We start from the raw sequence: 23999 nt of genomic DNA, 5'->3' as shown, positions 1-23999 counted from the left end.
TATCATCTGTTTAAATAAAGTAAATCGACATTTCTTCCGCCTGCACCGCCGCTTCATCAGGTCGGTCATTTTTACGATATTGCCCCGGCGATATCCCATATTGCTTTTTAAATGCCTTGCCAAAATGCGTTTCCGATTGAAAACCGACCGAAAGCGCAACCGATAAAACCGAATCGGCTGTCTGCTTTAACAATAACGCCCCCTGCTGCAAGCGGATGCTGTTAACAAAGGCATGCGGGCTTGTTCCCGTCTGCTGTTTAAATACCCGCATCAACTGGGCACGGGACAAATTGGCCATCGCAGTCATTTTCTCAATATTCCATTCTTCTTCCGGCTTTTCGACGACTGCCTGAAGCAAATTCCGCAAACGTTTATCCTGCCAACCATTCAGCAAACCGCTTAATTGCGCTTCCTCATTTTTCTCCAAACAGGCACGAAGCAGAAATACCAGCAGTACCGAAGCCAATGCGTTCACAACCGCTACCGAGCCGGATAAAGCCTGACTGCTCTCATATTGCAATAAGGTCACCAAATACTGCAAAGACGGATGGTTGATGTTCAATAAAACGGTATCAGGCAGCCCCGTCATCATATCCGCCTGCGCTTCATATTCAAACCGTGCGCAAAAAAGATGCAAAGCCGCCTCTCCACCGGCATGACTTTGCTTGACTTTAAATGCACCATTCTCAGCCGTCAGCACGCGAACACCGAAATTTTCACAATTACTGTCGCTACTCAAAGTATGCCCAACGCTGCGGGGGAAGAAAATAATATCCCCCGCACTCAGCAGCCTGGCCTCTTGCTCCCCATCAATTCGGATATAGCCCGAACCGGCAGTTACGATATGCACCAAACCATGCGCACGCTTGGGCTCATGCCGCACATACCACTCCCCTTGAAACAGGCACTGAACATCCACACTGCCCTTTATCTGCGCCAATTCGACCAATCTATCTAAAATATCCATAGTGTTTTTTACCAATAAATGAGATGTTTTGACGATATAATTCGTCTGATTATTGCAATAATACACACACCAAACACAAACGGATAGGATTTTTTGATTCTTATCCGAATATATCAAGAAAGGAAATATCATGTTTAAAGATTGGCCTGAACACACAGCTTTGGTAAAAAAATCATTTGGCGAATTGGGCAAAAGCCATCCTAAAATGCTGCAAGCCTACGGCGCGCTGGAACAAGCAGCCGCTGCCGAAGCACTGGATGCCAAAACACGCGAACTGATTGCCATTGCCGTTGCCATTACCACACGTTGCGAAAGCTGCATCAGCGTGCACGCAGCCGCCGCTGCCAAAGCAGGGGCAACCGACAGCGAAATCGCCGGCGCATTGGCCACCGCTATTTCTCTAAACGCAGGTGCTGCTTATACATACGCTTTGCGCGCCTTAGAAGCAGTAGAAACCCAACGCTAATCAGCTTGTAAAATCAGGCCGTCTGAAAGACGACTCCCCTTTCAGACGGCCTGATGAAATGCTAAACTGATATAGTTATTATATTATTTTCTATCTACCAGGAGATTGAATCATGAAGAAACTGCTGACCGCCGTACTTTTTGCCGCCGCTATCGCCACTCCTTTGGCCGTTTCCGCTGCCTCTATGCCTAAAGTTGAAAAAAGCGCGGCACAACCTGCAAAAGCAAAAGGCGTTTGGATTGATGTCCGCTCTGCCGAAGAATTCAAAGAAGGCCATTTGCAAGGTGCGCTCAATATTCCGCACGACCAAATCGTTGAACGCATCAAATCCGTCAGCCCGGATAAAAACGCACCGGTCAACCTCTACTGCCGCAGCGGCCGCCGAGCAGAAGCCGCGCTGACCGAACTGAAAAAAGCCGGTTACACCAACGTAACCAACCATGGCGGTTATGAAGATTTGGTGAAAAAAGGTTTGAAATAAATCTAGTTGATTTTAAAAAGGCCGTCTGAAATTTTTCAGACGGCCTTTATTGCATTACAGGCAGCAACTTCCAAATCTCAAACGTTTGCTGAGACCGGTTTCGTGAATCAATTGTTTGATAACCAAAATATTGGTGTTATCAGCCAACGCGCGAATGCTGTGCGCCTCCATCGGCTCAAGACGGATAACTTGCAAGCCTTCGGTTTGCAAAACTTCGTCCACCGTTTTGATTTCGGCTTTGCCGTTTAAAACCAAAAGCAAAATAATCGCATCCGTCTCATATGCCGGAATTTCATTATTTTTCTGCAATGAAAGCTGAACAATCTCCTGATTGCCGTCTGAAGCAATCACGCCGCCCAATAAAGCTTTGGGGTCTAATTCATAATGTTTCATTATTATCCTTTCCGCCCAAACGTTGCCGATTCATGGACAATCGCTCAAGCAAACCAGTACAATACCGCCCATCTTACCGATAGACACAATATTGTCCCATGAACATATTAATCTCAAACGACGATGGTTATCTTGCGCCCGGTTTGGCTGTTTTGGCAAGAGTATGTGCAGAATTTGCCAATGTCAGGGTGGTTGCGCCCGAACGCGATCGCAGCGGCGTCAGCAATTCCCTGACTTTAGACCGTCCTTTACAACTGAAACAGGCGGAAAACGGGTTTTACTATGTGAATGGCACGCCCACCGACTGCATTCATGTCGGCCAGCACGCCCTTGCCGATTTCAAACCCGACTTAGTCTTATCCGGCATTAACAACGGCGCAAACATGGGTGACGATACGCTTTATTCCGGTACGGTTGCCGCCGCGACGGAAGCCTATCTGATGGGCATTCCCGCCATTGCCTTCTCTCTTGCCGATTCCAGCGGCCGTTATTGGGGAACTGCGGAAAAAGCCGCTTGGATGCTGCTTTCCTACTTTCTCAAACGCCCTATTTCCAAACCCATCTTATGGAACATCAATATCCCTGCCGTCGCACCTGAAGATATCCAAGGCATAAAAATAACACGGCTCGGCCGTCGCCATCATGAACAAAGCATTGTTCCCATGTATAATCCACGTGGCGAACAGATTTATTGGATTGGGCCGGTCGGCGATGTTTCCGACAGCGAAGAAGGTACCGACTTTGGCGAATGCGCGGCCGGCTTCATCACAATTACCCCCCTGCAAGTCGATTTGACTGCCTACGGACAAATGGAGCAAACCGCTTCCTTTTGGTCAGAAATCCCTGCGCCTTAACAGTCCCTAACAGCCGAACACTTGAGAAACAAGCATATTTTTATTATGATATGCCCCGACGAGAACAATTACCCGAATACGAAAGTCATTAACATGTTGAAAAAAAGTGTATCTTATGCCGGATCGGCAGCTTTGGTTTTATTACTTGCGGCCTGTGCCAGCCAACAACCGGCTCCTGTAGTCGTCGGCACACAAAGCGGTGGTTCAACAACAAGCTCTACTGCTGACAATCCTTACGGTGCCGCGCCTTACAATACCAACACCAGCCCAGCGGCAGATGCTCCATACACTCCGCCGGCAAGTACACCTGCGCCAACATACAACAGCGGCAGTACCGGCACTTACACGCCTTCTTATGCGCCTGTCGATATTAATGCAGCGACACATACCGTCGTTCGCGGTGATACCGTTTACAACATCTCCAAACGCTACAACATTACCCAAGACAATCTGCGTGCATGGAATAACTTGGCCGACAACACCATCAGCGTTGGCCAAACCCTGCGCGTAAAACCTGAAGGCTACGTTGCACCGGCAGCTTCTGCGGGCAAACCTTCTACTCCGACAACCACAACCACCGCTCCGACCCCAAGTACGCCTGCCAATACACCGACCGTGTCTACCGGCAGCAGCCGCAACGTCAGCGGCATCACATGGCAACGTCCGACTACCGGTAACGTTATCGCCAACTTCGGCGGCAGCAACAAAGGCGTGGATATTGCGGGTACTCAAGGCCAGCCTGTCGTTGCAGCGGCAGACGGTAAAGTCGTTTACGCAGGCTCAGGCTTGCGCGGTTACGGCAACTTGGTCATCATCCAACACAACTCATCATTCTTGAGCGCATACGGCCACAACCAACGCCTGCTGGTTAATGAAAACCAAACCGTGAAACGCGGCCAAACCATTGCCCACATGGGTAATACCGATGCATCCCGTACCCAGTTGCACTTTGAAATCCGTCAAAACGGCAAACCGGTCAACCCGGCAAATTATGTTGCCTTCTAAGCTGATTCAAGCAACCTAATTTCAATTCAATCCCTGCCTAAATGTCATTTAGGTAGGGATTGTTTGTGCCGGTTTCCCATGAAATTTCATCTTCCCTTTCTTTATATCCTGCTATTGGGCGGTTGCGCCGCGTTTTTGCCATCATTGGACGAACGTACCCAAAGCAGTTATCTTGACATCCCTTCAACGCCGCGGCTGGACAGCACCTTAGGTATTCCTTCTGCCCCCTCCAAGGCCGATATTTCCCATATCTATCTGCTGAACGATGCCCATGAAGCCTTTGTCGCCCGAGCAGCCTTAATTGAAGCCGCCGACCATACCCTTGATTTACAGTACTATATCTGGCACAACGACATCTCCGGCAAGCTTTTGTTCAACCTGATTCATCGCGCGGCCGAACGCGGCGTCCGTGTGCGTTTGCTTCTGGACGACAACAACACCAACGGCATGGATGATCTCCTGCTGGCACTCGACAATCATCCCAATATCGAAGTCCGTCTGTTTAATCCCTTTATTTTCAGAAAATGGCGTGCACTCGGCTATATTGCCGACTTCCCACGGCTCAACCGCCGAATGCACAACAAATCGTTTACCGCCGACAACCGTGCCACCATTTTGGGCGGACGCAATATCGGCGACGAATATTTCAAGGTTAATGATGACACCATTTTTGCCGACCTCGACATTCTCGCCACCGGCCGCGTAGTAACCGAAGTTTCCCAAGACTTCGACCGCTACTGGTCAAGCCATTCCGCCTATAATGCGACCAGCGTCATCAAACGGGGAAACCTGCAAAAAGGACTGGCCGAACTTAATTACACCGACCAAGATAAAAATCAAACGCTCATCCGCTATCGCCAAAGCATCGAACACTCCAGCCTCTATCAAAAAATGCAGAGCAACCTTATGGAATGGCAAAGCGTCAGCACACGTTTAATCAGCGACGATCCGGCCAAAGGCTTAGACCGTGACCGGCATAAACCGCCTATTTCCGAACGCCTACAAGACGCCCTCAAGCAACCCGAAAAAAGCGTTTACCTTGTCTCGCCTTATTTTGTGCCCACAAAATCAGGTGTCAAAGCCATAGAAAAGCTGATACGCAATGGCGTAGACGTTACCGTCCTGACCAATTCGCTCCAAGCAACCGACGTTGCCGCCGTCCATTCCGGTTACGTCAAATACCGCAAGCCTTTGCTCAAAGCCGGGGTCAAACTCTATGAGCTCCAGCCCAACCACGCCGTTCCGACCTCCAAAGACCGCGGCTTGACCGGTAGCTCCGCCACCAGCTTGCACGCCAAAACATTCATCGTGGACGAGAAACGCATTTTCATCGGCTCATTCAACCTCGACCCACGTTCCGCACGGCTCAATACCGAAATGGGTGTCGTTATCGAAAGTCCCGAAATCGCAGGCCAAATGCAGCGCACCCTCGTTACGACCACCCCAAACTACGCCTATCAGGTAACGCTTGGCAATTACAATAAACTATACTGGTATGACCCAAGTGAAAAACGAACTTACGCACAAGAACCAGAAGCCAAGTTCTGGAAACGGGTTACTTCAAAAATCCTGTCCATCCTGCCCATAGAAGGATTATTATAGAGGCCGTCTGAAAACATAAATCATGCGGCCGGAGGAATTCATCATGTCTCGACTCATCTGCAATACCCTATTTGTTTGTACCGCCGGCCTATTGTTGGCCTCTTGCGGCACTACCGGCAAACACAAAACCCACAAGCCGCAAACAACCGCCAGAAAAGTCCAACCTGTCCGCATTTCCCATATCGACCGCACACAAGGTTCGCAGGAATTGATGCTTCACAGCATGGGTCTGATCGGCACGCCCTACAAATGGGGTGGCAGTACCACAGCCACAGGCTTTGACTGCAGCGGCATGATCCAATTCGTCTATAAAAACGCCCTCAACGTCAACCTGCCACGCACCGCGCGCGATATGGCCGCCGCCAGCCGTAAAATTTCCGATGACAAATTAAAAGCCGGCGATCTGGTCTTTTTCAACACCGGCGGCGCACACAAGTATTCCCATGTCGGCCTCTACATCGGCAACGGCGAATTCATCCACGCCCCCAGCAGCGGCAAAACCATCAAAACCGAAAAACTTTCCACCCCGTTTTACGCCAAAAACTATTTGGGCGCACATACCTTTTTTACTGAATAAATCAAGGCCGTCTGAAAGGTATCGCAACATCATCGATACCTTTCAACCTATTGCTGATGAATGAAGCTTGGTTACAAGATAGGCCTGTGCAAAAATTTACCCATAACAAAACACCATCAAGGATATATCATGCACACAGAATCCGTTCTAAACCTCCTCAAAACCCTGCAAAACCAAATCTGCGCCGCTCTGGAGCAAGAAGATGGCGAAGCTAAATTTGTGCATGAAGCATGGACAGGGAAACTGGGCATCGGTGAAACACGCGTATTAAAAAACGGCGCGGTATTCGAGCAGGCGGGCGTGAATTTTTCGCATGTGAAAGGCAGCAAAATGCCTGCTTCAGCGACGGCGCACCGTCCTGAACTGGCGGGGGCGGCATTTGAAGCTATGGGCGTGTCGCTGGTCATTCATCCGAAAAATCCTTATGTCCCGACCAGCCATGCCAATGTACGCTTTTTTATCGCGTATCCGGAAGGCGGCGAGCCTGTGTGGTGGTTTGGCGGCGGCTTTGATTTGACGCCGTTTTATCCGTTTGAAGAAGATATTGTGCATTGGCACACCGTAGCGCGAGACGTATGCGCGCCATTTGGCGAATCGGTTTATCTTGAATTCAAACAATGGTGTGACGAATATTTCTACTTGAAACACCGTAACGAAACACGCGGCGTGGGTGGCCTATTTTTTGACGATTTAAACCGCTGGGATTTCGATACCTGCCTGAATTTTATCAAGGCGGTCGGAGAAGGCTATATCACAGCGTATCTGCCGATTGTGGCCAAACGCAAAAACACGCCTTATGGGGAACGTGAACGCGATTTCCAACTCTACCGCCGCGGACGCTATGTCGAATTTAACTTGGTTTGGGACAGAGGCACGCTGTTCGGCCTGCAAAGCGGCGGACGCACGGAAAGCATTTTGATGTCCATGCCGCCTTTGGTACGCTTCGAGTATCAATATGCGCCGGAAGAAGGTTCGCCCGAAGCACGCCTCAATCAATTCCTCATACCGCGCAACTGGCTGGAAGAAGCCGGCAGATAGTTTTACCTATCAAAGGCCTTCTGAAAAGCGATTCTCACTGGTTGAGACTGCCTTTTCAGACGGCCTTTGCTTCAATTGCTTTGAATTTGCATACCTTTGCCTATCATGCTGTTTCATCTCTATAGAGTTTTTGAGACAATGCGCCCATATAAAAATCACCTCACAAACCACACTAAAAAGGAATAATCGGTGAAACGCATTTTCTTGTTTATCGCAACCAATATCGCCGTTTTGGTTGTCATCCGTGTTGTTTTGGCCATCTTGGGCATCAACAGTACCGACCAAGTCGGCAGTCTGTTGGCGTATTCCGCAGTCGTCGGCTTCAGCGGCTCGATTGTCTCCCTGCTGATGTCGAAAACCATCGCCAAACATTCGGTTGGCGCCGTCGTCATCGACCAGCCCCAAAGCGAAGAAGAAGCTTGGCTGTTGGCAACCGTTGAAGCGCAAGCCCGCCAATGGAATCTGAAAACGCCGGAAGTCGCCATTTACAACTCGCCCGAGCCTAACGCCTTCGCAACCGGCGCCACCAAAAACAGCTCGCTCGTCGCTGTCAGCACCGGCCTGCTCGACCACATGACCCGCGATGAAGTCGAGGCCGTTTTGGCGCATGAAATGGCACACGTCGGCAACGGCGATATGGTAACGCTGACGCTGATTCAAGGTATTGTGAATACTTTTGTCGTCTTCTTGGCGCGTATCGTTTCCAGCATGGTGGCGCGCAACAATGACGGCAGCACTTCTCAAAGCACATATTTCATGGTCAGCATGGTCTTGCAGGTTGTATTCGGCTTCCTCGCCAGCATCATCGTGATGTGGTTCAGCCGCCAACGCGAATACCGCGCCGATGCGGGCGCTGCAAAATTGGTGGGTGCGCCGAAAATGATTGCCGCCCTGCAACGCTTGAAAGGCAACCCCAGCGATTTGCCGCAAACCATGACGGCAATGGGCATTGCCAGCGATGCCAAAGACTCTTGGTTCAGTACCCATCCTTCTTTGGACAACCGCATCAGCCGTTTGAAAAACCGCTAATCGAAAACATCAAGGCCGTCTGAAACATCAAGTTCAGACGGCCTTTTTTTATTTCTTCAGCAAAGCCCGTTTGATGATAATCATCCAGTCTTTCTTATCCAACAACGGCCGCTGGTTAAACACATCATATTTGCAACCGTCCAGCTTCTGCAAAATCAACTGGCCGCCGACAATAATCATGCGCAGCTCAAAACCGATTCGTCCTTTGAGGGTTTTGCCCAACGGCGAGCCGGCCTTCAGCATTTGAAAAGCACGTTGGCACTCATGCGCCATCAATCGTTGAAAAGCAAAGTCGGCTTTGCCGGCCGCAATCTGCCCTTCGCTGACTTTGAACTTCTGCAAATCTTCCTGAGGGATATACACGCGTCCTTTTTGCCAATCTACCGCCACGTCCTGCCAGAAATTAATCAGCTGCAAGGCAGTGCAAATGCCGTCGCTTTGCGCCATGCTCACTTCATCGGTTTGCCCGTACAAATACAGCATAATGCGCCCCACCGGATTAGCGGACAAACGGCAATAGGCAATCAATTCGCCAAAGTTTTCATAACGGGTTTTGACCACATCCTGACTGAACGCCGCCAGCAAATCATAAAACGGCTGCAACGGCAATTGAAACGGCACAATCGCTTCGTTGTACAAACGCTGCATCAAAGCCGTTTGCGGTTTCCCGCCTTGTGCAATGCGGTCTAACTCTGATTTCAGTTCGTCCAGTTGGCGCAGGCGTTCGGCTGCTTCGGCATTGCCTTCGTCGGCAATATCGTCCGCCGTCCGTGCAAAAGCGTAAACGGCGTGAACCGGCTTACGCAAACGGCGCGGCAGCACAATGGATCCGACTGGGAAATTTTCGTAATGATTGACTGACATGGGAAATCCGAAAATTTAAAATAAAGTATTTTTGCCGACAGGCCGTCTGAAATTCAGACAGCCTTCCGTTTGGCCGCAAAGAAATCCTGCAATACGCTTTGGCATTCATCCGCCAATATGCCGCCGAAAATTGCAGTATGCTTGTTCAGACGTTTGTCGGCAAACAAATCGACCACGCTGCCTGCCGCACCGGTTTTGGGTTCGGCCGCACCATAAATCACGCGCCCGACCCGTGCCTGTATCAAGGCAGAGGCGCACATGGTGCAAGGTTCTAAGGTGATGTACACGTCGCAATTTTCCAAACGGTAGTTTTGTAAAGCTTTTCCTGCGGCGGCAAGCGCGTTGATTTCGGCGTGGTGACTGACATTGTGGTCGCCAATGCAGGTATTGTGTGCCGCTGCGATTGCCTCGCCTTGATATACGATGACCGCGCCAACGGGTACTTCGCCCAATACTGCCGATTGTCTGGCCTGTTCTATCGCCAGCCGCATAAAGGCTTCCATATCGTTTTGAGAAGGGAAAACGGCAACAGGCAGATGGTTTTTCAATGCTTCGCCCAGCTCCGTCTTTCTCTCCTCGGAAATATGCCGGACATCCACACCTGAAACCAACGCATCCAGTTGCCACAAGGTGCTTTTGGTTACGGTCAAACCCGATGCTTTCAGCAATAGAAACGCGCGGACTGCGCCGATTTTTTGCAAATCTTCCAGTGTGTAAATACCCAATTCTTTTAGCGCAGCCAATGTTTTAGGCGCAAGTGGTGGCGTGGTCAGCATGGATTATTCCTGAAAATGCCGTCGCGCCAAGGCTAAGGCCGTCTGAACATAATCGCTGTCTGCGTAAGGGTCTAGCGTGTGCGCCAAAGGAATTTTCCGCAACCAGGTCAACTGGCGTTTGGCAAGCTGGCGTGTGGAGACAATGCCTTTTTCGACAAAGGTTTCATAATCGGTTTCGCCCTCGAGATAATCCCAAGCCTGACGGTAGCCCACGCAGCGCATAGACGGCATATCGGCATGCATCTGCGGATAATCGCGGCGTAAAGCGTGCATTTCATCGAGGAAACCGTGTTCCAACATATTTAAAAAGCGTTTTTCGATTTGGTGGTGTAACAAATGACGGTCTTCGGGAATCAGGGCGACCGTACATAAATCCAATAAAGGCACAGCCTGCTTCTGCTCTGTAAAATGTTCGCTCAAAGGCTTGCCGGTCAGAAGATAGACTTCCAAAGCGCGCTCAATACGCTGGCTGTCATTGGCTTTCAGACGGTCTGCCGTAATCGGGTCAACTTCCTGCAAACGGCGATACAGTCCTGCCAGACCGTGTTCGTTCTTTTCCGCCTGAAGCTGTGCGCGTACCGCCGCATCCGCGCTGGGTAAATCGTTCAAACCTTCCGTCAGCGCGTGGAAATACATCATCGTGCCGCCGACAATCAGCGGATAGCGTCCGCGCGCATGTATTTCGTTCACCAAGCGCACGCAGTCGCCGACAAAATCCGCCGCGCTGTAACTTTCCAGCGGCGAGATAATATCAATCAAATGATGCGGCACGGCGGCAAGCTCTTCGGCAGTCGGCTTGGCCGTACCAATGTCCATGCCTCGATACACCAGCGCGGAATCCAAACTGATGATTTCCACCGGCAACGATTGGGCAATATTTAAGGCCAGCGCGGTTTTACCGCCGGCTGTCGGGCCGAGTACGGCGAAGGCTTTGGGCGCGTTCATAAGAAAACGGAAAAATTAAAAATGCGATTATAGCAAACCCGGGCAGACCATATTTCAGGCCGTCTGAAACATTTGCCCTACATTATCAAAAGCGTTACACTTGCTGCGCCGTTTCAGACGGCCTTTTATATTGATTTCAAACCTGCTGCTGCCGTCATTGCGCCGGCAGTCAAGCCGTCAGCGACACTGCGCCGCTGTAAACACGAAAGAACACACTATGACCGTATCTCCCGTAGCCTTGCGCCGTCAAACCGAGCGCAAGCCGCATCCGACTGCGCGTTATTGGAAAAAATGCGATGTCGAGGCTTTATTCGGACTACCTTTTCTCGACCTCGTTTTCCAAGCCGCCGAAATCCACCGCCAAAACTTCAATCCGCGCGAAATCCAACTTTCCACCCTGCTCTCCATCAAAACCGGCGGCTGCCCCGAAGACTGCGCCTACTGCCCGCAATCGGCACACCACAACACCAATCTGGGCAAAGAGCAGATGATGGACGTGGACGAAATCGTCGAAAAAGCCAAAATTGCCCAATCGCGCGGCGCCAGCCGTTTCTGCATGGGCGCGGCATGGCGCGGCCCCAAACCTAAAGACGTGGCTGTCGTTTCCGAAATCATCAGCGCGGTGAAAAGCTTGGGCATGGAAGTGTGCGGCACCTTCGGCATGCTCGAAGACGGCATGGCGGAAGACTTCAAAAAAGCCGGTTTGGACTACTACAACCACAACCTCGACACCGACCCCGAACGCTACAACGACATCATCCACACCCGCAAACATGAAGACCGCATGGATACTTTGGGCAAAGTCCGCAATGCCGGTTTGAAAGTCTGCTGCGGCGGCATCGTCGGCATGAACGAAACCCGCGCCGAACGCGCAGGCCTGATTGCCAGTCTTGCCAACCTCGACCCGCAGCCCGAAAGCGTACCGATCAACCAGTTGGTCAAAGTGGAAGGCACGCCGCTGGCCGATGCCGAAGATTTGGACTGGACGGAATTTGTCCGTACCATCGCCGTCGCGCGTATTACCATGCCGCACAGTTACGTCCGCCTATCCGCAGGCCGCAGTAATATGCCGGAATCCATGCAGGCCATGTGTTTCATGGCTGGTGCAAACTCGATTTTCTACGGCGACAAACTGCTGACTACGGGCAATCCGGACGAAGACGGCGACCGCCTGCTGATGGAAAAATTGAATTTGTATCCGCTGCGCTTTGAATTGGAAGAAGAATACAAAGCCGCGCAGGAAACGCCCAAAATCAAAGTTGACTATTAACCGCCATCATAAAAGGCCGTCTGAAACTTTTTCAGACGGCCTTTTATCATGATTCAACATCAAAACCTTCAATCTTCCGTATCCATTCTTCCTTTTCCGCCTCGCTCAAAAACGAAGCGCGGAACGAATTGGCGCACAAGGTTTTGATTTCTTCCGCACTCAAATCCAAAGCCTCGGCAAGCGCTTCAAAATTACGGTTCATATAGCCGCCGAAATACGCTGGATCATCGGAATTGACAGTTACCAACACGCCGCGTTGCAACATACGGCGCAAATTGTGTTTTGTCATCTCCGAAAATACTTTTAATTTCAAATTGCTCAACGGGCAAACGGTCAACGGCATTTGCTCTGCAATCAAACGCGCCATCAACGCCTCGTCTTCTTCCGCCCGTACGCCATGATCGATACGGCGGACATGCAGCAAGTCCAAAGCCTCGTAAACATATTCCGGCGGGCCTTCTTCTCCGGCATGCGCCACCGTCAACAAACCCTCCGCCCGCGCCTGCGCAAACACGCGTTCAAACTTGGACGGCGGATGCCCCAATTCGCTCGAATCCAAGCCTACGCCGATGATGTGTTCTTTATAAGGCAAAGCCTGATTTAAGGTTTCAAATGCGCTTTCTTCCGACAAATGACGCAGGAAACACATAATCAAACGCGTGCTTATTCCCCATTGCTGCCCGGCTTCACGGCAGGCGCGGACAATGCCGTTAATCACGGTTTCAAACGCTACACCCCGCGCAGTATGGGTTTGCGGATCGAAAAATATTTCCGTATGCACGACATTGTCTTCATGGCAACGCTCAAGATACGCGCGGGTCAAATCGTAAAAATCCGCCTCGTGCAACAATACGCCGGCACCGGCATAATAAATATCCAAAAACGACTGCAAATTGTGAAAATCATAAGCCTGCCGTACCGCTTCGACATTTTCATAAGGAATCGCTATGTGGTTGCGCTTGGCGATTTCAAACATCAATTCCGGCTCGAACGTCCCTTCGATATGGACGTGCAGCTCGGCTTTGGGCAAGGCTTGGATAAGTTGTTTGATATTCATATTTTCTCTGTTTTTCGGTTTATATTTAATATTGAAGGCCGTCTGAAAGTTTCAGACGGCCTTTGACCATTTATCTGTTAAAAACCATTTTCCATCATGATTTCGCCGGGGATGCGGTTGCGGTGCATAGCGTAGCCCAAATCCATCAGGGCTTGGAAAGTGTCTTTAACCATTGCCGGATTGCCGCAAACCATAAAGCGCGTATCGGCTTTGGTAAACTTGAAGCCGACTTTTTCTTCCAAGCCGCCATTCTTCAGCAATTCGGGAATCCGTTTGCCACTCAATGCGCCTTCCGTTTCTTCGCGCGTGGTAACCGGAACAAAAGTGAATTTATGGAAATATTCTTCAATCAGCGGATGCTCTTTCAAATCGGCAAGCCGTTGGTTGAAAATCAACTCGTCGGCGTAAGAGACGGAATGCGCCAAAACCAAACGGTCGAAACGCTGCCAGATTTCAGGCTGCTCGATAATGGAGAGGAAAGGCGCAATGCCGGAACCCGTGCAGAGCATAACCAAATCTTTGCCGTCGGGGAAACGCTCGGGTAAGAGGAAACCGGTAGCCGTTTTATCCAGCAAAATGGTGTCGCCCTCTTTCATCGCGGCAAAACGCGCCGACATCGGGCCGCCTTCGATTAACACCGCAAAATACTCAAGCGTATCGGCGTATTCGGCAGACACGACAGAATACGCGCGCCAAATAAAGCCCTCGCCGTCACGGAAACCAAGACGCGAAAACTGTCCTGCCGAAAAACGGTAGGACTCAGGGCGGCTGATGGCAAAAGTCATCAGCTTAGGCGTATGGTGTTTGATCCACAAGACTTTTTCTTCGGTAAACTTGGCTTCTGGTGAAGCTGCCATAATAGGTTTCCTTGATATTCGGTATCAGTTTCAAATAGGGCTTATTATAAAGATTCAAAAGGCCGTCTGAAATATTTATTTTCAGACGGCCTTTAAGATTATTCACGGCGCAAACGGATACTGATACCTTTTTGTTCTAAAATCAAATCATTACCGTCAAAACGATAATTCCATACGCTTTGTTTGCGCAAAAACGCATTTTCCAGCTTCATGTCTTCACACAGCATTCTGGTTGCCGCAATAGGGCCAAAATCAATTTTATCCGCACCGATTACATTCGCTTGGAACATCATACCATTGCAGCCCATATTGCCATGAGCCTTAGGCATTTCGCTGAAATCTAAATAAGCGTTTTTATCCGCCAACTCTTTTTCGGTGAGTTTATTGAAAGCAACAACACGCCATCTGGCGGCTAAAGTAGGCATTTTCATTTGCTGTGATTCAGATGATTTGGCAGAAGAAATATGTGGCTGACTTGATAAAGGCTTATCGGTAGGCGTAGAACAAGCAGCCAATACAAATGCACCAATCATTGCTGAAATAAGGGTTTTCATGATTCATCCTTTTTTAGAAATCTTCTTTATCGTCTAACTGTACACTAAACGGACAACGGCTTTTTTACTGTCTGCATCAAAAAATAGGTACAACTCATCGCAACCATATTCCTGAAATTTATATCCGCTCAAATAGCCAATATAAGGAAAAACTTTTCCATCATCTCGTTTGGGTGTATCCACTAAATTACCGTACTCTTCTTGGAACATTTCATCAATATGGTTGAAACCTTCTTCCAACATACCCTCTGATAATCCGCCGGCATCCTCAATCAAATCTCTATCCAACCCGTCACCCTGACATTGTGAATCTGCGGCTTCCTTCAATGCAACCAATTCTTCCAAAGTATATTTGCTGTCCAGCTCAATAGGTACATATCCCTGAAGGAATTTTCCATATTTCAGATACAAATTCTTGATGGCATTAAAACAAAGATGATTGATTCTATATACGTTTTCTAATTCTTCCTGCGTATCCTGCCGATAAATATGCGGCGTTTTATACCAAGCTGCCTGATCAAAACTCATACCCTGTTTTTCCGCAATCCTTTGCGCCTGTTCCATTATTTTGGTTTTAATTTCAGACGGCACTTCCTTATTTTCCAAAATAAAAAAACGCCAATCGCCATTAAATCGATATTTACCGTCCTCATCGACATCAAAACAAATACTGTCCTCAAAATTATAGCGGTCATGAAATGCCGATGTATGCTCACCTACGCAACCCGAATGAATTTCCGCAGGCTGGATGAAATGTATCCAGAACTCTTCACTGTCAGGACGTATAAATTGAAGATTAAGCGAACAAATGGGTAAAAAATGTTTCGCATGACGCTCTATCTCTTCAGAAAAAACTTCTTCCGGAGAGGGGAATGGACGAATAAATTTTTCAGGGATATTCATCTTAATCACCATAATTTAAAGGCCGTCTGAAAAACTATCCACCTTCAGACGGCCTTTAAGCCTTATTTACAAAGTCGTATCCAATGCTTTGGAAATATCGTTCCAAATATCGTCTACATCTTCGATACCGACAGAGAAACGCAGCAGGCCGACTTTGATGCCCATTTCCATTTTCACATCATGCGGCACGCCGCTGTGGGATTGGGAATAGCAATGGTTGACCAGACTTTCCACGCCGCCGAGGCTGGAAGCCATTTTGACCAGTTTCATGTTTTTAATCACGCTATTGGCCGCTTCACGCGTGTCGTTTTTGAGATAAACCGTAACCACGCCGCCGATGCCTTTGGGCATTTGTGCTTTGGCAAGTTCGTAATGTTCGTGCGACGGCAGGCCGGGATAGAACACTTTTTCAATGGCAGGATGGGCTTCCAAACGGCGCGCGATTTCGAGTGCGTTTTGGCAATGGGCGTTCATACGCAGAGCCAGCGTTTTAATACCGCGCAACACCAGCCAGCAGTCCATCGGCCCTGCAATCGCGCCGGTATGCACCATCATATCGTGCAAAGGCTGAGCCAGCTCTTTGGTTTTGGCCACAACGATGCCCATCAATACGTCGGAATGGCCGCACAAATATTTGGTAGCGGAATGGAACACAAAATCGCATCCCATATCCAGCGGCTGTTGCAGATACGGCGTGGCGAAGGTGTTGTCGATGCCGACCAGCGCACCGGCCGCTTTGGCTTTCGCGGCAAGGGCTTTGACATCCACCAAACGCAAAAGCGGGTTGGACGGCGTTTCCAGCCACACCAGTTTGACATTGTGCGCTTTGAGCAGCTCGTCCAAATTGTCGGGATTGCCCAAATCGGCAAAAACAACGTTCACCCCCCATTTTTGATAAACATCGACCAATAAATCATAAGCGCCGCCGTAAATATCGGCGACAGCAACAAGGGTATCGCCAGGTTGCAAGAATGTGCGCCACACGGCATCAATCCCCGCCATACCGCTGGAAAACGCAAAACCAGCCGCACCGTGCTCCAAATCAGCAAGGGTATCTTCCAAGACCTGGCGGGTCGGGTTACTCAGACGCGAATAGCGGTAAGGAACCTGCTCGCCGATTTCGTGCAGCGCGAACATACTGTTTTGATAAATCGGCGGCATCAGCGCGCGGTTGTGTTCGTCGCAATCGTAGCTGGAATGGATGGCTTTCGTGGCGAATTTCATTTGGTCTCTGCCTATGTAGATGTGAATAATCGAAGATTTTATCACTATCTGAAAAATAGAAACAATCAATGCAGGCGGATAAAGCAAGTGATATAATCTCGCATTTGCAAATCGGCCGACACGAGCCCATTCCCCTACACGCATCTCAACAATCCTATCATGAAGGACATACCACGCATGAACGCCATTGCAGACGTGCAATCCAGCCGCGATTTACGCAACCTGCCGATTAATCAGGTCGGCATCAAAGACCTGCGCTTTCCGATTTCCCTCAAAAGCAAAGAAGGCGAACAATCCACCGTCGCCCGCCTGACCATGACGGTTTTCCTGCCTGCCGACCAAAAAGGCACGCATATGTCGCGCTTTGTCGCCCTGATGGAAAAACAAACCGATGCTTTGGATTTCGATACGCTGCACAAGCTGACTGCCGACATGGTTGCCCTGCTGGATTCGCATTCCGGCAAAATCAGCGTTTCCTTCCCGTTTTTCCGCAAGAAAAGCGCGCCTGTCTCCGGCATCCAATCGCTGCTTGACTATGATGTTACCCTGACCGGCGAAATCAAAAACGGTACATACAGCCACAATCTGAAAGTGATGGTTCCGGTTACTTCCTTGTGTCCGTGCTCCAAAGAAATTTCCCAATACGGCGCACACAACCAACGTTCGCATGTGACGGTCAGTTTGATTGCGAATGCGGATGTAGGCATTGAAGAAATCATCGATTACGTTGAAGCACAGGCAAGCTGCCAGCTCTACGGCTTGCTCAAACGCCCTGACGAAAAGTATGTAACGGAAAAAGCATACGAAAATCCGAAGTTTGTCGAAGACATGGTTCGTGATGTGGCCACGGTTTTAATAGCCGACAAACGCATCGAATCATTCGTCGTCGAAAGCGAAAACTTCGAATCGATACACAACCATTCCGCTTACGCTTATATCGCTTATCCTTAAAGTTAAGCCGAATAGCAACAAAGGCCGTCTGAAAATTTTCAGACGGCCTTTGGCATAAATTGAACGATAACATGAGACTATCGCTCATGTACGGTTAACTGTAATCCGATATAATTCAAAAGAATTAGACAACTTGCGTAATCTTTAACTTAAATTAAGCCGATTGTTTTCCCATCATTTATAATGACGGTTTCTCAACGGCATATCCGTGGATATTATGAAAAAATTCCTTTATTTCCTCATTGCATTTTTAGGCTTGAGCAGCTTCGCATTCGCAGTAGATGCCAATGATTTGCTGCCTCCCGAGCAAGCCTTTGTGCCTCAAGTCAATGTAACTGATCAAGGCGTCAGCGTGCAGTTCAAAATCGCTGACGGCTACTATATGTACCAGTCCAAAATCGTTGCGGCGACCGATCCGGACAAAGTCTTGGGTGAACCCAAATTCAGCAAAGGCGAAGAAAAAGAAGACGAATTCTTCGGCAAACAAATGGTTTACCACCATACCGCACAGGTTGACCTGCCTTACAAACAAGCCGCGCCGCAATACAAACTGACGCTGACTTATCAAGGCTGCGCCGAAGCCGGTGTGTGTTATCCGCCGGTGGATACTGAGTTTGACGTAAAAGGCAACGGGGTTTACCAGCCGCAAAGCGATGAGCCGGTTTCTGCCAAAGACCGCTTTTTGCAACCGTCCGCCTCTTCAGACGGCCCAATGCCCACGCAGCCCGGTGCAAACAATCCCGACAGCAGCCGCTTCAAGCTCTCTTGGGATACTTTAAACGCCAACCTGTTGGCGTTTTTTGTCGCAGGTTTGGGCTTAAGCTTTACCGCCTGTATGTATCCGCTTCTGCCAATTGTTTCCAGCATTGTCGTGGGCGATAAAAAAGCCGGCAAAGGCCGCGCGTTTACCTTGTCTATGGTTTATGTACAAGGTTTGGCATTGACCTACACCTTGGTCGGCGTGATTGCCGGTTTGACCGGCGCGCTGTTGACCGTATGGCTGCAACAGCCTTGGGTCGTACTGGCCGCCGCCGCGTTGATGGTGGTATTGGCGCTGTCGATGTTCGGCTTCTTCAATATCCAGCTGCCCAACTCTGTCCAATCCTATTTCCAAAATCAAAGCAGCAAACTCTCCGGCGGTAAAATCGTTTCCGTCTTTATCATGGGTATTTTGTCCGCCCTGATTGTCGGCCCGTGCGTTGCGCCTCCGCTGGCGTTTGCTTTGGGCTATATCGGCCAGACCGGCGATGCCGTGTTGGGCGGCCTCGCGCTTTATGTTTTGGCACTCGGCACCGGCGTACCGCTCATTATCATCGGCACATTCGGTGGCCATATCCTGCCTAAAGCAGGCGACTGGATGAACGGCATCAAATACGCGTTCGGCTTCATTTTGCTGGCCGTTGCCGTATATCTCGCCACGCCGCATCTGCCCTATTTCGCAGTAGTCGGCCTCTACACCTTGCTGATGATTGTTCCAGCCCTGATGCTTTTGGCGAAATCCGGCAAACAAAAAGGCCGTCTGAAAACGGTTGCCGCCGTATTGGGTTTTTTACTGCTGATTGGCGGCTCATGGTTTGGCTGGCAAAGCTTCAATAAACAAACCACCGCCCTGCACCACTTCTTAACGCTGGTTCCGCCATCCGAAGCCGGACAAGAAACCGACCACGGCAAGATGTTTACCGATGTCGGCGAACTCAAAGCCGCTATGGATGCCGCCTTGAAAGCTGATCCAAGCAAACCCGTGCTGATTGATTTCTATGCCGACTGGTGCGTATCCTGCAAAGAAATGGCCGCCTACACGCTCAACCAGCCGCAGGTACACGAAGAGGTCGATATGCAGCGCTTCTTCCAAATCGACGTAACCGCCAACACTCCCGACCATCAGGCCTTACTGAAAGAATACGGCCTCTTCGGCCCTCCGGGCGTGTTTGTTGTCCGCGCCGACGGCAGTCATAGCGAAGCCTTATTAGGCTTTGTCAAACCCGATGCCTTCATCGAATGGTATCGCCAAAACGAGAAATAGCCGTCTATAAAAAGGCCGTCTGAAAACAGATTTTCAGACGGCCTTTTCATATGTTCAAAAATTAAAACTCATCTTGATGCCAACGCGTAGAACGCAAAATGCTGGAATCCACATCTTGAATATTGCGATGGCCGGTAAACGCCATGGAAATATCCATTTCTTTATACAGAATTTCCAGCGCACGGGTTACGCCTTCTTCACCGTATGCACCCAAGCCATACAGGAACGCGCGGCCTATCATCGTGCCTTTCGCACCCAAAGCCCAAGCTTTCAAAATATCCTGACCGCTGCGAATGCCGCTGTCCATCCAAACCTCGATATCGCTGCCCACGGCGCTGACCACATCAGGCAAAGCTTTAATGGCGGATACGGTATCATCAAGCTGACGGCCGCCATGATTGGAAACGACCAATGCATCCGCTCCGCTTTTCGCTGCTTTTTCCGCGTCTTCAGGTTCCATAATGCCTTTGATAATCAGCTTGCCGCCCCACAAATCTTTAATACGCGCCACATCGTCCCAGCTCAGGCGCGGGTCGAATTGTTCGGAAGTCCACGAAGACAGCGAAGACAAATCGCCGACGTTTTTAGCGTGTCCGACAATATTGCGGAAGGTGCGGCGTTCCGTGTTCAGCATTTTCATGCACCATTCCGGCTTAGTCGCCAAATTGATTAAATTGGCAATGGTCGGCTTCGGCGGGGCAGACAAGCCGTTTTTGATGTCTTTGTGCCGTTGACCCAAAACCTGCAAGTCGGCAGTCAAAACCAAGGCCGAACATTTGGCATCTTTCGCACGCTTAATCAGGTTTTCCATAAACTCGCGGTCGCGCATCACATAAAGCTGAAACCAAAACGGCGCGCTGGTGTTTTCAGCCACATCTTCAATCGAGCAGATGGACATGGTTGAAAGCGTAAACGGAATACCAAATTTTTCCGCCGCACGCGCCGCCAAAATTTCACCGTCGGCGTGCGCCATGCCCGTAAAACCGGTCGGCGCAATCGCTACCGGCATTTTCACATCCTGCCCAATCATTTTGGTTTCGAGACTGCGCCCCTCCATATTAACCAATACCTTTTGGCGGAAACGGATGTCTTTGAAATCCGAAGTGTTTTCACGATAAGTGGTTTCTGTCCAAGAGCCTGAATCGATATAGTCATAAAACATACGCGGCATTTTACGTTTGGCAACAAGGCGCAAGTCTTCGATACAGGTTATTTTGCTTAAATCACATTTCATTGTCGATTGCCTCTGTTAAGTAAAGATGGATGGTCAAGGCCGTCTGAACATTTCAAACACCTCATTATTTTACTCCATCAAAACAACTAAATTTTAAGAATAATCTTGATAATCTATATCACTATCAATATTAAATCAAAACATTTTAACCCTGATATTTGTAGGGTTGATAGCCTTTTTTCAGACGGCCTCAAATCCAAATTACAGAAAAATAAAGAAAATATTTTCCGATTTAAAAATCAACCCATGCCACCATTTAAACAAACAATCAAACCGAGCCGCCACATACTTGACTGAAACACTCAGATATTAGACAATTCCTCCACTAATAAAAACGCCCCACACAGGCAACCACACCATGAGACTGACTACCAAAGGGCGATTTGCAGTAACCGCCATGATAGATTTGGCGATGAACGCGCAAACAGGCGCTGTCAAACTCAGTGCCATCAGCGAACGACAAAGCATATCGCTCTCCTACCTCGAACAATTATTCAGCAAGCTGCGCCGTGCCGGATTGGTTGAAAGCCTACGTGGCCCCGGCGGAGGCTACATCCTTGCCGCTCCCGCAGAGCAAATCAATATTGCACAAATCATCTCCGCAGCCGAAGACCGACTGGATGCCACGCAGTGCGGCAGCAAAGCAAACTGCCACCACGGCGCCCCCTGTCTGACCCATGACCTTTGGGAAAACTTAAACAAAACCATCAATGATTACCTCAGCGGCGTTACGCTGCAAAGCATCATTGAACAAAAAAACTGCAGCGACAGCAGTCATGTCGTTACCTTTACACACATTCATTAAACCGACCTACGGCAAAGACCGCAGGCAGATGACCCAACGAAAGAGCAAACCATGACCGTCAAAACCCCTGTATACCTCGACTACGCCGCCACAACCCCCGTTGACAAACGCGTTGCCGAAAAAATGATTCCCTACCTGACCGAAACCTTCGGCAACCCCGCTTCCAACAGCCACGCATTCGGCTGGGAAGCAGAAGAGGCCGTCGAAAAAGCCCGCGCCGACATCGCCGCCCTGATTAACGCCGACCCCAAAGAAATCATCTTCACCAGCGGCGCGACCGAGTCCGACAACCTCGCCATCAAAGGCGCGGCAAACTTCTACAAAACCAAAGGCAAACACCTCATCACCGTCAAAACCGAACACAAAGCCGTGCTTGACACCATGCGCGAACTCGAACGCCAAGGTTTTGAAGTAACTTATCTGGACGTACAAGAAAACGGCCTGGTTAATTTAGACGTACTGAAAGCCGCCATCCGCGAAGACACCATCCTCGTTTCCGTAATGTGGGTGAACAACGAAATCGGCGTAGTACAAGACATTCCCGCCATCGGCGAAATCTGCCGCGAACGCAAAATCATTTTCCACGTCGATGCCGCCCAAGCCTGCGGTAAAGTGCCTGTCGACGTTGAAGCCGCCAAAGTTGATTTGCTGTCCATGTCTGGCCACAAAGTATACGGCCCTAAAGGCATCGGCGCCCTGTATGTACGCCGTAAACCACGCGTGCGTCTCGAAGCCCAAATGCACGGCGGCGGCCACGAACGCGGCTTCCGCAGCGGCACCCTGCCAACCCATCAAATCGTCGGCATGGGCGAAGCCTTTCGCATCGCTAAAGAAGAACTCGAGCAAGACATGGCGCACTACCGCAAACTGCGCGACATCTTCCTCAAAGGTATCGAAGGTATCGAAGAAGTCTATATCAACGGCGACCTCGAACACCGCGCCCCGAACAACCTGAACGTCAGCTTCAACTTCGTCGAAGGCGAAAGCCTGATTATGGCAGTGAAAGAACTTGCCGTATCCAGCGGCTCCGCCTGTACTTCCGCAAGCCTTGAGCCAAGCTACGTTTTACGCGCACTCGGCCGCAACGACGAATTGGCGCACTCATCCCTGCGCATCACCTTCGGCCGCATGACCACCGAAGAAGAAGTGAAATTCGCCGCCGAACTGATTAAATCCAAAATCGGCAAACTGCGCGAACTGTCGCCGCTGTGGGAAATGTTTAAAGAAGGTATCGATTTGAACTCGATTGAATGGGCAGCGCATTGATTGGATTGAGCAAAATGAAGCGCGGACAGTTTGTTCGCGTTTCAGAAAGTTAGAAATATTACAAAATGGTCAATTTATATTGGTTAAAAAATTTTTTTTGTGAAGATAAAAAATTGAAATTAGAGCGCATAATAATCGCATTATTATTATGTCCTTATATATTCAATTTTTTTAATACCCAAATATTTTTTGATGATAAAAGAAATTTTCAATGGGCTAGTATTGCAGCATTAATAGCATTGTTTTCTGTGGTTATACAGTTTTTTACTAATCAAAAAACTATTGATGCTAATATAACTGCTAAGGCTAGGATAGAGTGGATACAAGCTGTTAGAGATTTAGCAGCAAGATATATCAGCACTGCTTATGAATGTAGAAGAATAATACGTCCATTATATGAAGAGAAATATGAGCAAGGAAAGGGCTCAAAAATTAGTACAGATGAACATAAAGAATTAGAAGAGAAATGGCATAACTTGCTTTATGAATATAATCTAATTTTACTTTATTTTGAAAATGGTACCAAATCAGATAGTTTGAATACCGTTTCTAACAAAGAAATTATTGAATCCATTCATAATTTAAAAAATGAGGTTAAAAAATTTAAAGTGGATGTGAGTAAAGTAGGGATAGAAATTAAGGAAAAACATGATTTTGATGCAAATACTTTCTATTACAAAGGGGTTGAGCCTTTTAGGAATAAAATGAGAACTTATTTAAAAGGCGAGTGGAATAGAGCGAAAAATGGAAAATAAGTAAGTAAATATTAATTAGATTGAAAAGCCAACAAGCCTATCAACCCAACTGAAATGTTAGGTTTAACAACCCAACCTACCTAGTGCTGTTTGTATAAAATTA

General features: G+C 49.0%; 25 protein-coding genes. 14 read left to right on the top strand and 11 right to left on the bottom strand.

What is annotated here, in order from left to right:
* Positions 1–10: 10 nt before the first annotated feature.
* Positions 11–967, bottom strand: coding sequence for an AraC family transcriptional regulator (locus RRV97_RS02635; protein WP_315611881.1), 957 nt, complete (start codon positions 965–967; stop codon positions 11–13).
* A 130-nt stretch (positions 968–1097) separates the two neighbouring features.
* Here RRV97_RS02635 and RRV97_RS02630 point away from each other — a divergent pair, with 130 nt between their 5' ends.
* Together RRV97_RS02630 and RRV97_RS02625 are read left to right on the top strand one after the other, a co-directional pair.
* Positions 1098–1433, top strand: a complete 336-nt coding sequence (locus RRV97_RS02630; protein ID WP_036491029.1) for a carboxymuconolactone decarboxylase family protein — start codon at positions 1098–1100, stop codon at positions 1431–1433.
* Between the two features lie 112 nt (positions 1434–1545).
* A complete protein-coding gene (locus RRV97_RS02625) occupies positions 1546–1914 on the top strand; it encodes a rhodanese-like domain-containing protein (protein ID WP_315611880.1) in 369 nt (122 codons plus the stop codon).
* Positions 1915–1968: 54 nt separating this feature from the next.
* On the opposite strand, the gene RRV97_RS02620 is transcribed toward RRV97_RS02625, so the two are convergent.
* Positions 1969–2307 carry a hypothetical protein gene (locus RRV97_RS02620; RefSeq protein ID WP_049349531.1) on the bottom strand — a complete coding sequence of 113 codons (339 nt, stop codon included), beginning with the start codon at positions 2305–2307 and terminating at the stop codon, positions 1969–1971.
* Positions 2308–2405: 98 nt separating this feature from the next.
* Between RRV97_RS02620 and surE the strand changes: the two genes are divergently transcribed.
* The 6 genes from surE (at position 2406) to htpX (ending at position 8412) form a co-directional block, all read left to right on the top strand.
* Positions 2406–3161: a 5'/3'-nucleotidase SurE gene (gene surE, locus RRV97_RS02615; protein ID WP_315611879.1), complete on the top strand. Its 756-nt coding sequence runs from the start codon at positions 2406–2408 to the stop codon at positions 3159–3161.
* 93 nt (positions 3162–3254) lie between these two features.
* On the top strand, positions 3255–4166 hold the full coding sequence (locus RRV97_RS02610; RefSeq protein ID WP_315116243.1) for a peptidoglycan DD-metalloendopeptidase family protein: 912 nt from the start codon (positions 3255–3257) through the stop codon (positions 4164–4166).
* A gap of 78 nt (positions 4167–4244) precedes the next feature.
* Positions 4245–5768, top strand: a complete 1524-nt coding sequence (locus RRV97_RS02605; RefSeq protein ID WP_315611878.1) for a phospholipase D family protein — start codon at positions 4245–4247, stop codon at positions 5766–5768.
* 43 nt (positions 5769–5811) lie between these two features.
* Positions 5812–6345 carry a C40 family peptidase gene (locus RRV97_RS02600; protein ID WP_315611877.1) on the top strand — a complete coding sequence of 178 codons (534 nt, stop codon included), beginning with the start codon at positions 5812–5814 and terminating at the stop codon, positions 6343–6345.
* A gap of 129 nt (positions 6346–6474) precedes the next feature.
* Positions 6475–7383, top strand: coding sequence for an oxygen-dependent coproporphyrinogen oxidase (hemF, locus tag RRV97_RS02595; RefSeq protein WP_315611876.1), 909 nt, complete (start codon positions 6475–6477; stop codon positions 7381–7383).
* Between the two features lie 189 nt (positions 7384–7572).
* Complete coding sequence (gene htpX / locus RRV97_RS02590) at positions 7573–8412, top strand: protease HtpX (protein ID WP_070849897.1); 840 nt, start codon at positions 7573–7575, stop codon at positions 8410–8412.
* 48 nt (positions 8413–8460) lie between these two features.
* Here htpX and hpnC read toward each other — a convergent pair whose 3' ends face one another.
* The 3 genes from hpnC to miaA are packed head-to-tail and all read right to left on the bottom strand — an operon-like array spanning position 8461 to position 10997.
* A complete protein-coding gene (gene hpnC, locus RRV97_RS02585; RefSeq protein ID WP_315611875.1) occupies positions 8461–9276 on the bottom strand; it encodes a squalene synthase HpnC in 816 nt (271 codons plus the stop codon).
* 53 nt (positions 9277–9329) lie between these two features.
* Positions 9330–10052 (bottom strand): tRNA adenosine(34) deaminase TadA, encoded by a 723-nt coding sequence (gene tadA / locus RRV97_RS02580; RefSeq protein WP_315611874.1) that lies wholly within the window; start codon positions 10050–10052, stop codon positions 9330–9332.
* A 3-nt stretch (positions 10053–10055) separates the two neighbouring features.
* The gene (gene miaA, locus RRV97_RS02575) at positions 10056–10997 is read right to left on the bottom strand and encodes a tRNA (adenosine(37)-N6)-dimethylallyltransferase MiaA (RefSeq protein WP_315611873.1); all 942 of its coding nucleotides are present in this window, start codon (positions 10995–10997) and stop codon (positions 10056–10058) included.
* A gap of 217 nt (positions 10998–11214) precedes the next feature.
* Here miaA and bioB point away from each other — a divergent pair, with 217 nt between their 5' ends.
* Positions 11215–12267, top strand: coding sequence for a biotin synthase BioB (bioB, locus tag RRV97_RS02570; protein WP_003746495.1), 1053 nt, complete (start codon positions 11215–11217; stop codon positions 12265–12267).
* A gap of 46 nt (positions 12268–12313) precedes the next feature.
* Here the strand turns inward: bioB and RRV97_RS02565 are convergent, their stop codons facing one another.
* From RRV97_RS02565 to RRV97_RS02545, 5 genes are all read right to left on the bottom strand, one after another.
* Positions 12314–13324, bottom strand: coding sequence for an adenosine deaminase (locus tag RRV97_RS02565; RefSeq protein WP_315611872.1), 1011 nt, complete (start codon positions 13322–13324; stop codon positions 12314–12316).
* A 77-nt stretch (positions 13325–13401) separates the two neighbouring features.
* Entirely contained in the window at positions 13402–14181 is a 780-nt protein-coding gene (locus RRV97_RS02560; protein WP_070608885.1) for a ferredoxin--NADP reductase, read from the bottom strand.
* 98 nt (positions 14182–14279) lie between these two features.
* A complete protein-coding gene (locus RRV97_RS02555) occupies positions 14280–14735 on the bottom strand; it encodes an META domain-containing protein (protein WP_315611871.1) in 456 nt (151 codons plus the stop codon).
* Positions 14736–14768: 33 nt separating this feature from the next.
* Positions 14769–15638, bottom strand: coding sequence for a hypothetical protein (locus RRV97_RS02550; protein ID WP_315611870.1), 870 nt, complete (start codon positions 15636–15638; stop codon positions 14769–14771).
* Between the two features lie 66 nt (positions 15639–15704).
* A complete protein-coding gene (locus RRV97_RS02545; protein WP_314597686.1) occupies positions 15705–16862 on the bottom strand; it encodes a PLP-dependent aspartate aminotransferase family protein in 1158 nt (385 codons plus the stop codon).
* A gap of 177 nt (positions 16863–17039) precedes the next feature.
* Here RRV97_RS02545 and folE2 point away from each other — a divergent pair, with 177 nt between their 5' ends.
* Both folE2 and dsbD read left to right on the top strand, forming a co-directional pair.
* Positions 17040–17813 carry a GTP cyclohydrolase FolE2 gene (gene folE2 / locus RRV97_RS02540; RefSeq protein ID WP_188213220.1) on the top strand — a complete coding sequence of 258 codons (774 nt, stop codon included), beginning with the start codon at positions 17040–17042 and terminating at the stop codon, positions 17811–17813.
* 217 nt (positions 17814–18030) lie between these two features.
* Positions 18031–19836 carry a protein-disulfide reductase DsbD gene (gene dsbD, locus RRV97_RS02535; RefSeq protein WP_315611869.1) on the top strand — a complete coding sequence of 602 codons (1806 nt, stop codon included), beginning with the start codon at positions 18031–18033 and terminating at the stop codon, positions 19834–19836.
* A 61-nt stretch (positions 19837–19897) separates the two neighbouring features.
* On the opposite strand, the gene RRV97_RS02530 is transcribed toward dsbD, so the two are convergent.
* Positions 19898–21070, bottom strand: coding sequence for an alpha-hydroxy acid oxidase (locus RRV97_RS02530; protein ID WP_070838113.1), 1173 nt, complete (start codon positions 21068–21070; stop codon positions 19898–19900).
* A 358-nt stretch (positions 21071–21428) separates the two neighbouring features.
* On the opposite strand from RRV97_RS02530, the gene iscR reads away from it, so the two are divergent.
* The 3 genes from iscR to RRV97_RS02515 all read left to right on the top strand — a co-directional run bounded on the left by iscR (position 21429) and on the right by RRV97_RS02515 (position 23896).
* A complete protein-coding gene (gene iscR, locus RRV97_RS02525; RefSeq protein WP_003746476.1) occupies positions 21429–21875 on the top strand; it encodes a Fe-S cluster assembly transcriptional regulator IscR in 447 nt (148 codons plus the stop codon).
* A gap of 51 nt (positions 21876–21926) precedes the next feature.
* Positions 21927–23141 carry an IscS subfamily cysteine desulfurase gene (locus RRV97_RS02520; protein WP_315611868.1) on the top strand — a complete coding sequence of 405 codons (1215 nt, stop codon included), beginning with the start codon at positions 21927–21929 and terminating at the stop codon, positions 23139–23141.
* A gap of 65 nt (positions 23142–23206) precedes the next feature.
* Complete coding sequence (locus RRV97_RS02515; RefSeq protein ID WP_315611867.1) at positions 23207–23896, top strand: hypothetical protein; 690 nt, start codon at positions 23207–23209, stop codon at positions 23894–23896.
* Positions 23897–23999 lie beyond the last annotated feature (103 nt).

The sequence above is a fragment of the Neisseria sp. DTU_2021_1001991_1_SI_NGA_ILE_055 genome (assembly GCF_032342915.1).
GTDB lineage: Bacteria > Pseudomonadota > Gammaproteobacteria > Burkholderiales > Neisseriaceae > Neisseria.
This window is presented reverse-complemented; position numbering and strand designations above follow the sequence as displayed.

Coding starts and splice junctions, on each gene's coding strand:
- RRV97_RS02635 (WP_315611881.1), bottom strand. CDS start 967: ATGGATATTTTAGATAGATTGGTCGAATTGGCGCAGATAAAGGGCAGT.
- RRV97_RS02630 (WP_036491029.1), top strand. CDS start 1,098: ATGTTTAAAGATTGGCCTGAACACACAGCTTTGGTAAAAAAATCATTT.
- RRV97_RS02625 (WP_315611880.1), top strand. CDS start 1,546: ATGAAGAAACTGCTGACCGCCGTACTTTTTGCCGCCGCTATCGCCACT.
- RRV97_RS02620 (WP_049349531.1), bottom strand. CDS start 2,307: ATGAAACATTATGAATTAGACCCCAAAGCTTTATTGGGCGGCGTGATT.
- surE (WP_315611879.1), top strand. CDS start 2,406: ATGAACATATTAATCTCAAACGACGATGGTTATCTTGCGCCCGGTTTG.
- RRV97_RS02610 (WP_315116243.1), top strand. CDS start 3,255: ATGTTGAAAAAAAGTGTATCTTATGCCGGATCGGCAGCTTTGGTTTTA.
- RRV97_RS02605 (WP_315611878.1), top strand. CDS start 4,245: ATGAAATTTCATCTTCCCTTTCTTTATATCCTGCTATTGGGCGGTTGC.
- RRV97_RS02600 (WP_315611877.1), top strand. CDS start 5,812: ATGTCTCGACTCATCTGCAATACCCTATTTGTTTGTACCGCCGGCCTA.
- hemF (WP_315611876.1), top strand. CDS start 6,475: ATGCACACAGAATCCGTTCTAAACCTCCTCAAAACCCTGCAAAACCAA.
- hpnC (WP_315611875.1), bottom strand. CDS start 9,276: ATGTCAGTCAATCATTACGAAAATTTCCCAGTCGGATCCATTGTGCTG.
- tadA (WP_315611874.1), bottom strand. CDS start 10,052: ATGCTGACCACGCCACCACTTGCGCCTAAAACATTGGCTGCGCTAAAA.
- miaA (WP_315611873.1), bottom strand. CDS start 10,997: ATGAACGCGCCCAAAGCCTTCGCCGTACTCGGCCCGACAGCCGGCGGT.
- bioB (WP_003746495.1), top strand. CDS start 11,215: ATGACCGTATCTCCCGTAGCCTTGCGCCGTCAAACCGAGCGCAAGCCG.
- RRV97_RS02565 (WP_315611872.1), bottom strand. CDS start 13,324: ATGAATATCAAACAACTTATCCAAGCCTTGCCCAAAGCCGAGCTGCAC.
- RRV97_RS02560 (WP_070608885.1), bottom strand. CDS start 14,181: ATGGCAGCTTCACCAGAAGCCAAGTTTACCGAAGAAAAAGTCTTGTGG.
- RRV97_RS02555 (WP_315611871.1), bottom strand. CDS start 14,735: ATGAAAACCCTTATTTCAGCAATGATTGGTGCATTTGTATTGGCTGCT.
- RRV97_RS02550 (WP_315611870.1), bottom strand. CDS start 15,638: ATGAATATCCCTGAAAAATTTATTCGTCCATTCCCCTCTCCGGAAGAA.
- RRV97_RS02545 (WP_314597686.1), bottom strand. CDS start 16,862: ATGAAATTCGCCACGAAAGCCATCCATTCCAGCTACGATTGCGACGAA.
- folE2 (WP_188213220.1), top strand. CDS start 17,040: ATGAACGCCATTGCAGACGTGCAATCCAGCCGCGATTTACGCAACCTG.
- dsbD (WP_315611869.1), top strand. CDS start 18,031: ATGAAAAAATTCCTTTATTTCCTCATTGCATTTTTAGGCTTGAGCAGC.
- RRV97_RS02530 (WP_070838113.1), bottom strand. CDS start 21,070: ATGAAATGTGATTTAAGCAAAATAACCTGTATCGAAGACTTGCGCCTT.
- iscR (WP_003746476.1), top strand. CDS start 21,429: ATGAGACTGACTACCAAAGGGCGATTTGCAGTAACCGCCATGATAGAT.
- RRV97_RS02520 (WP_315611868.1), top strand. CDS start 21,927: ATGACCGTCAAAACCCCTGTATACCTCGACTACGCCGCCACAACCCCC.
- RRV97_RS02515 (WP_315611867.1), top strand. CDS start 23,207: ATGGTCAATTTATATTGGTTAAAAAATTTTTTTTGTGAAGATAAAAAA.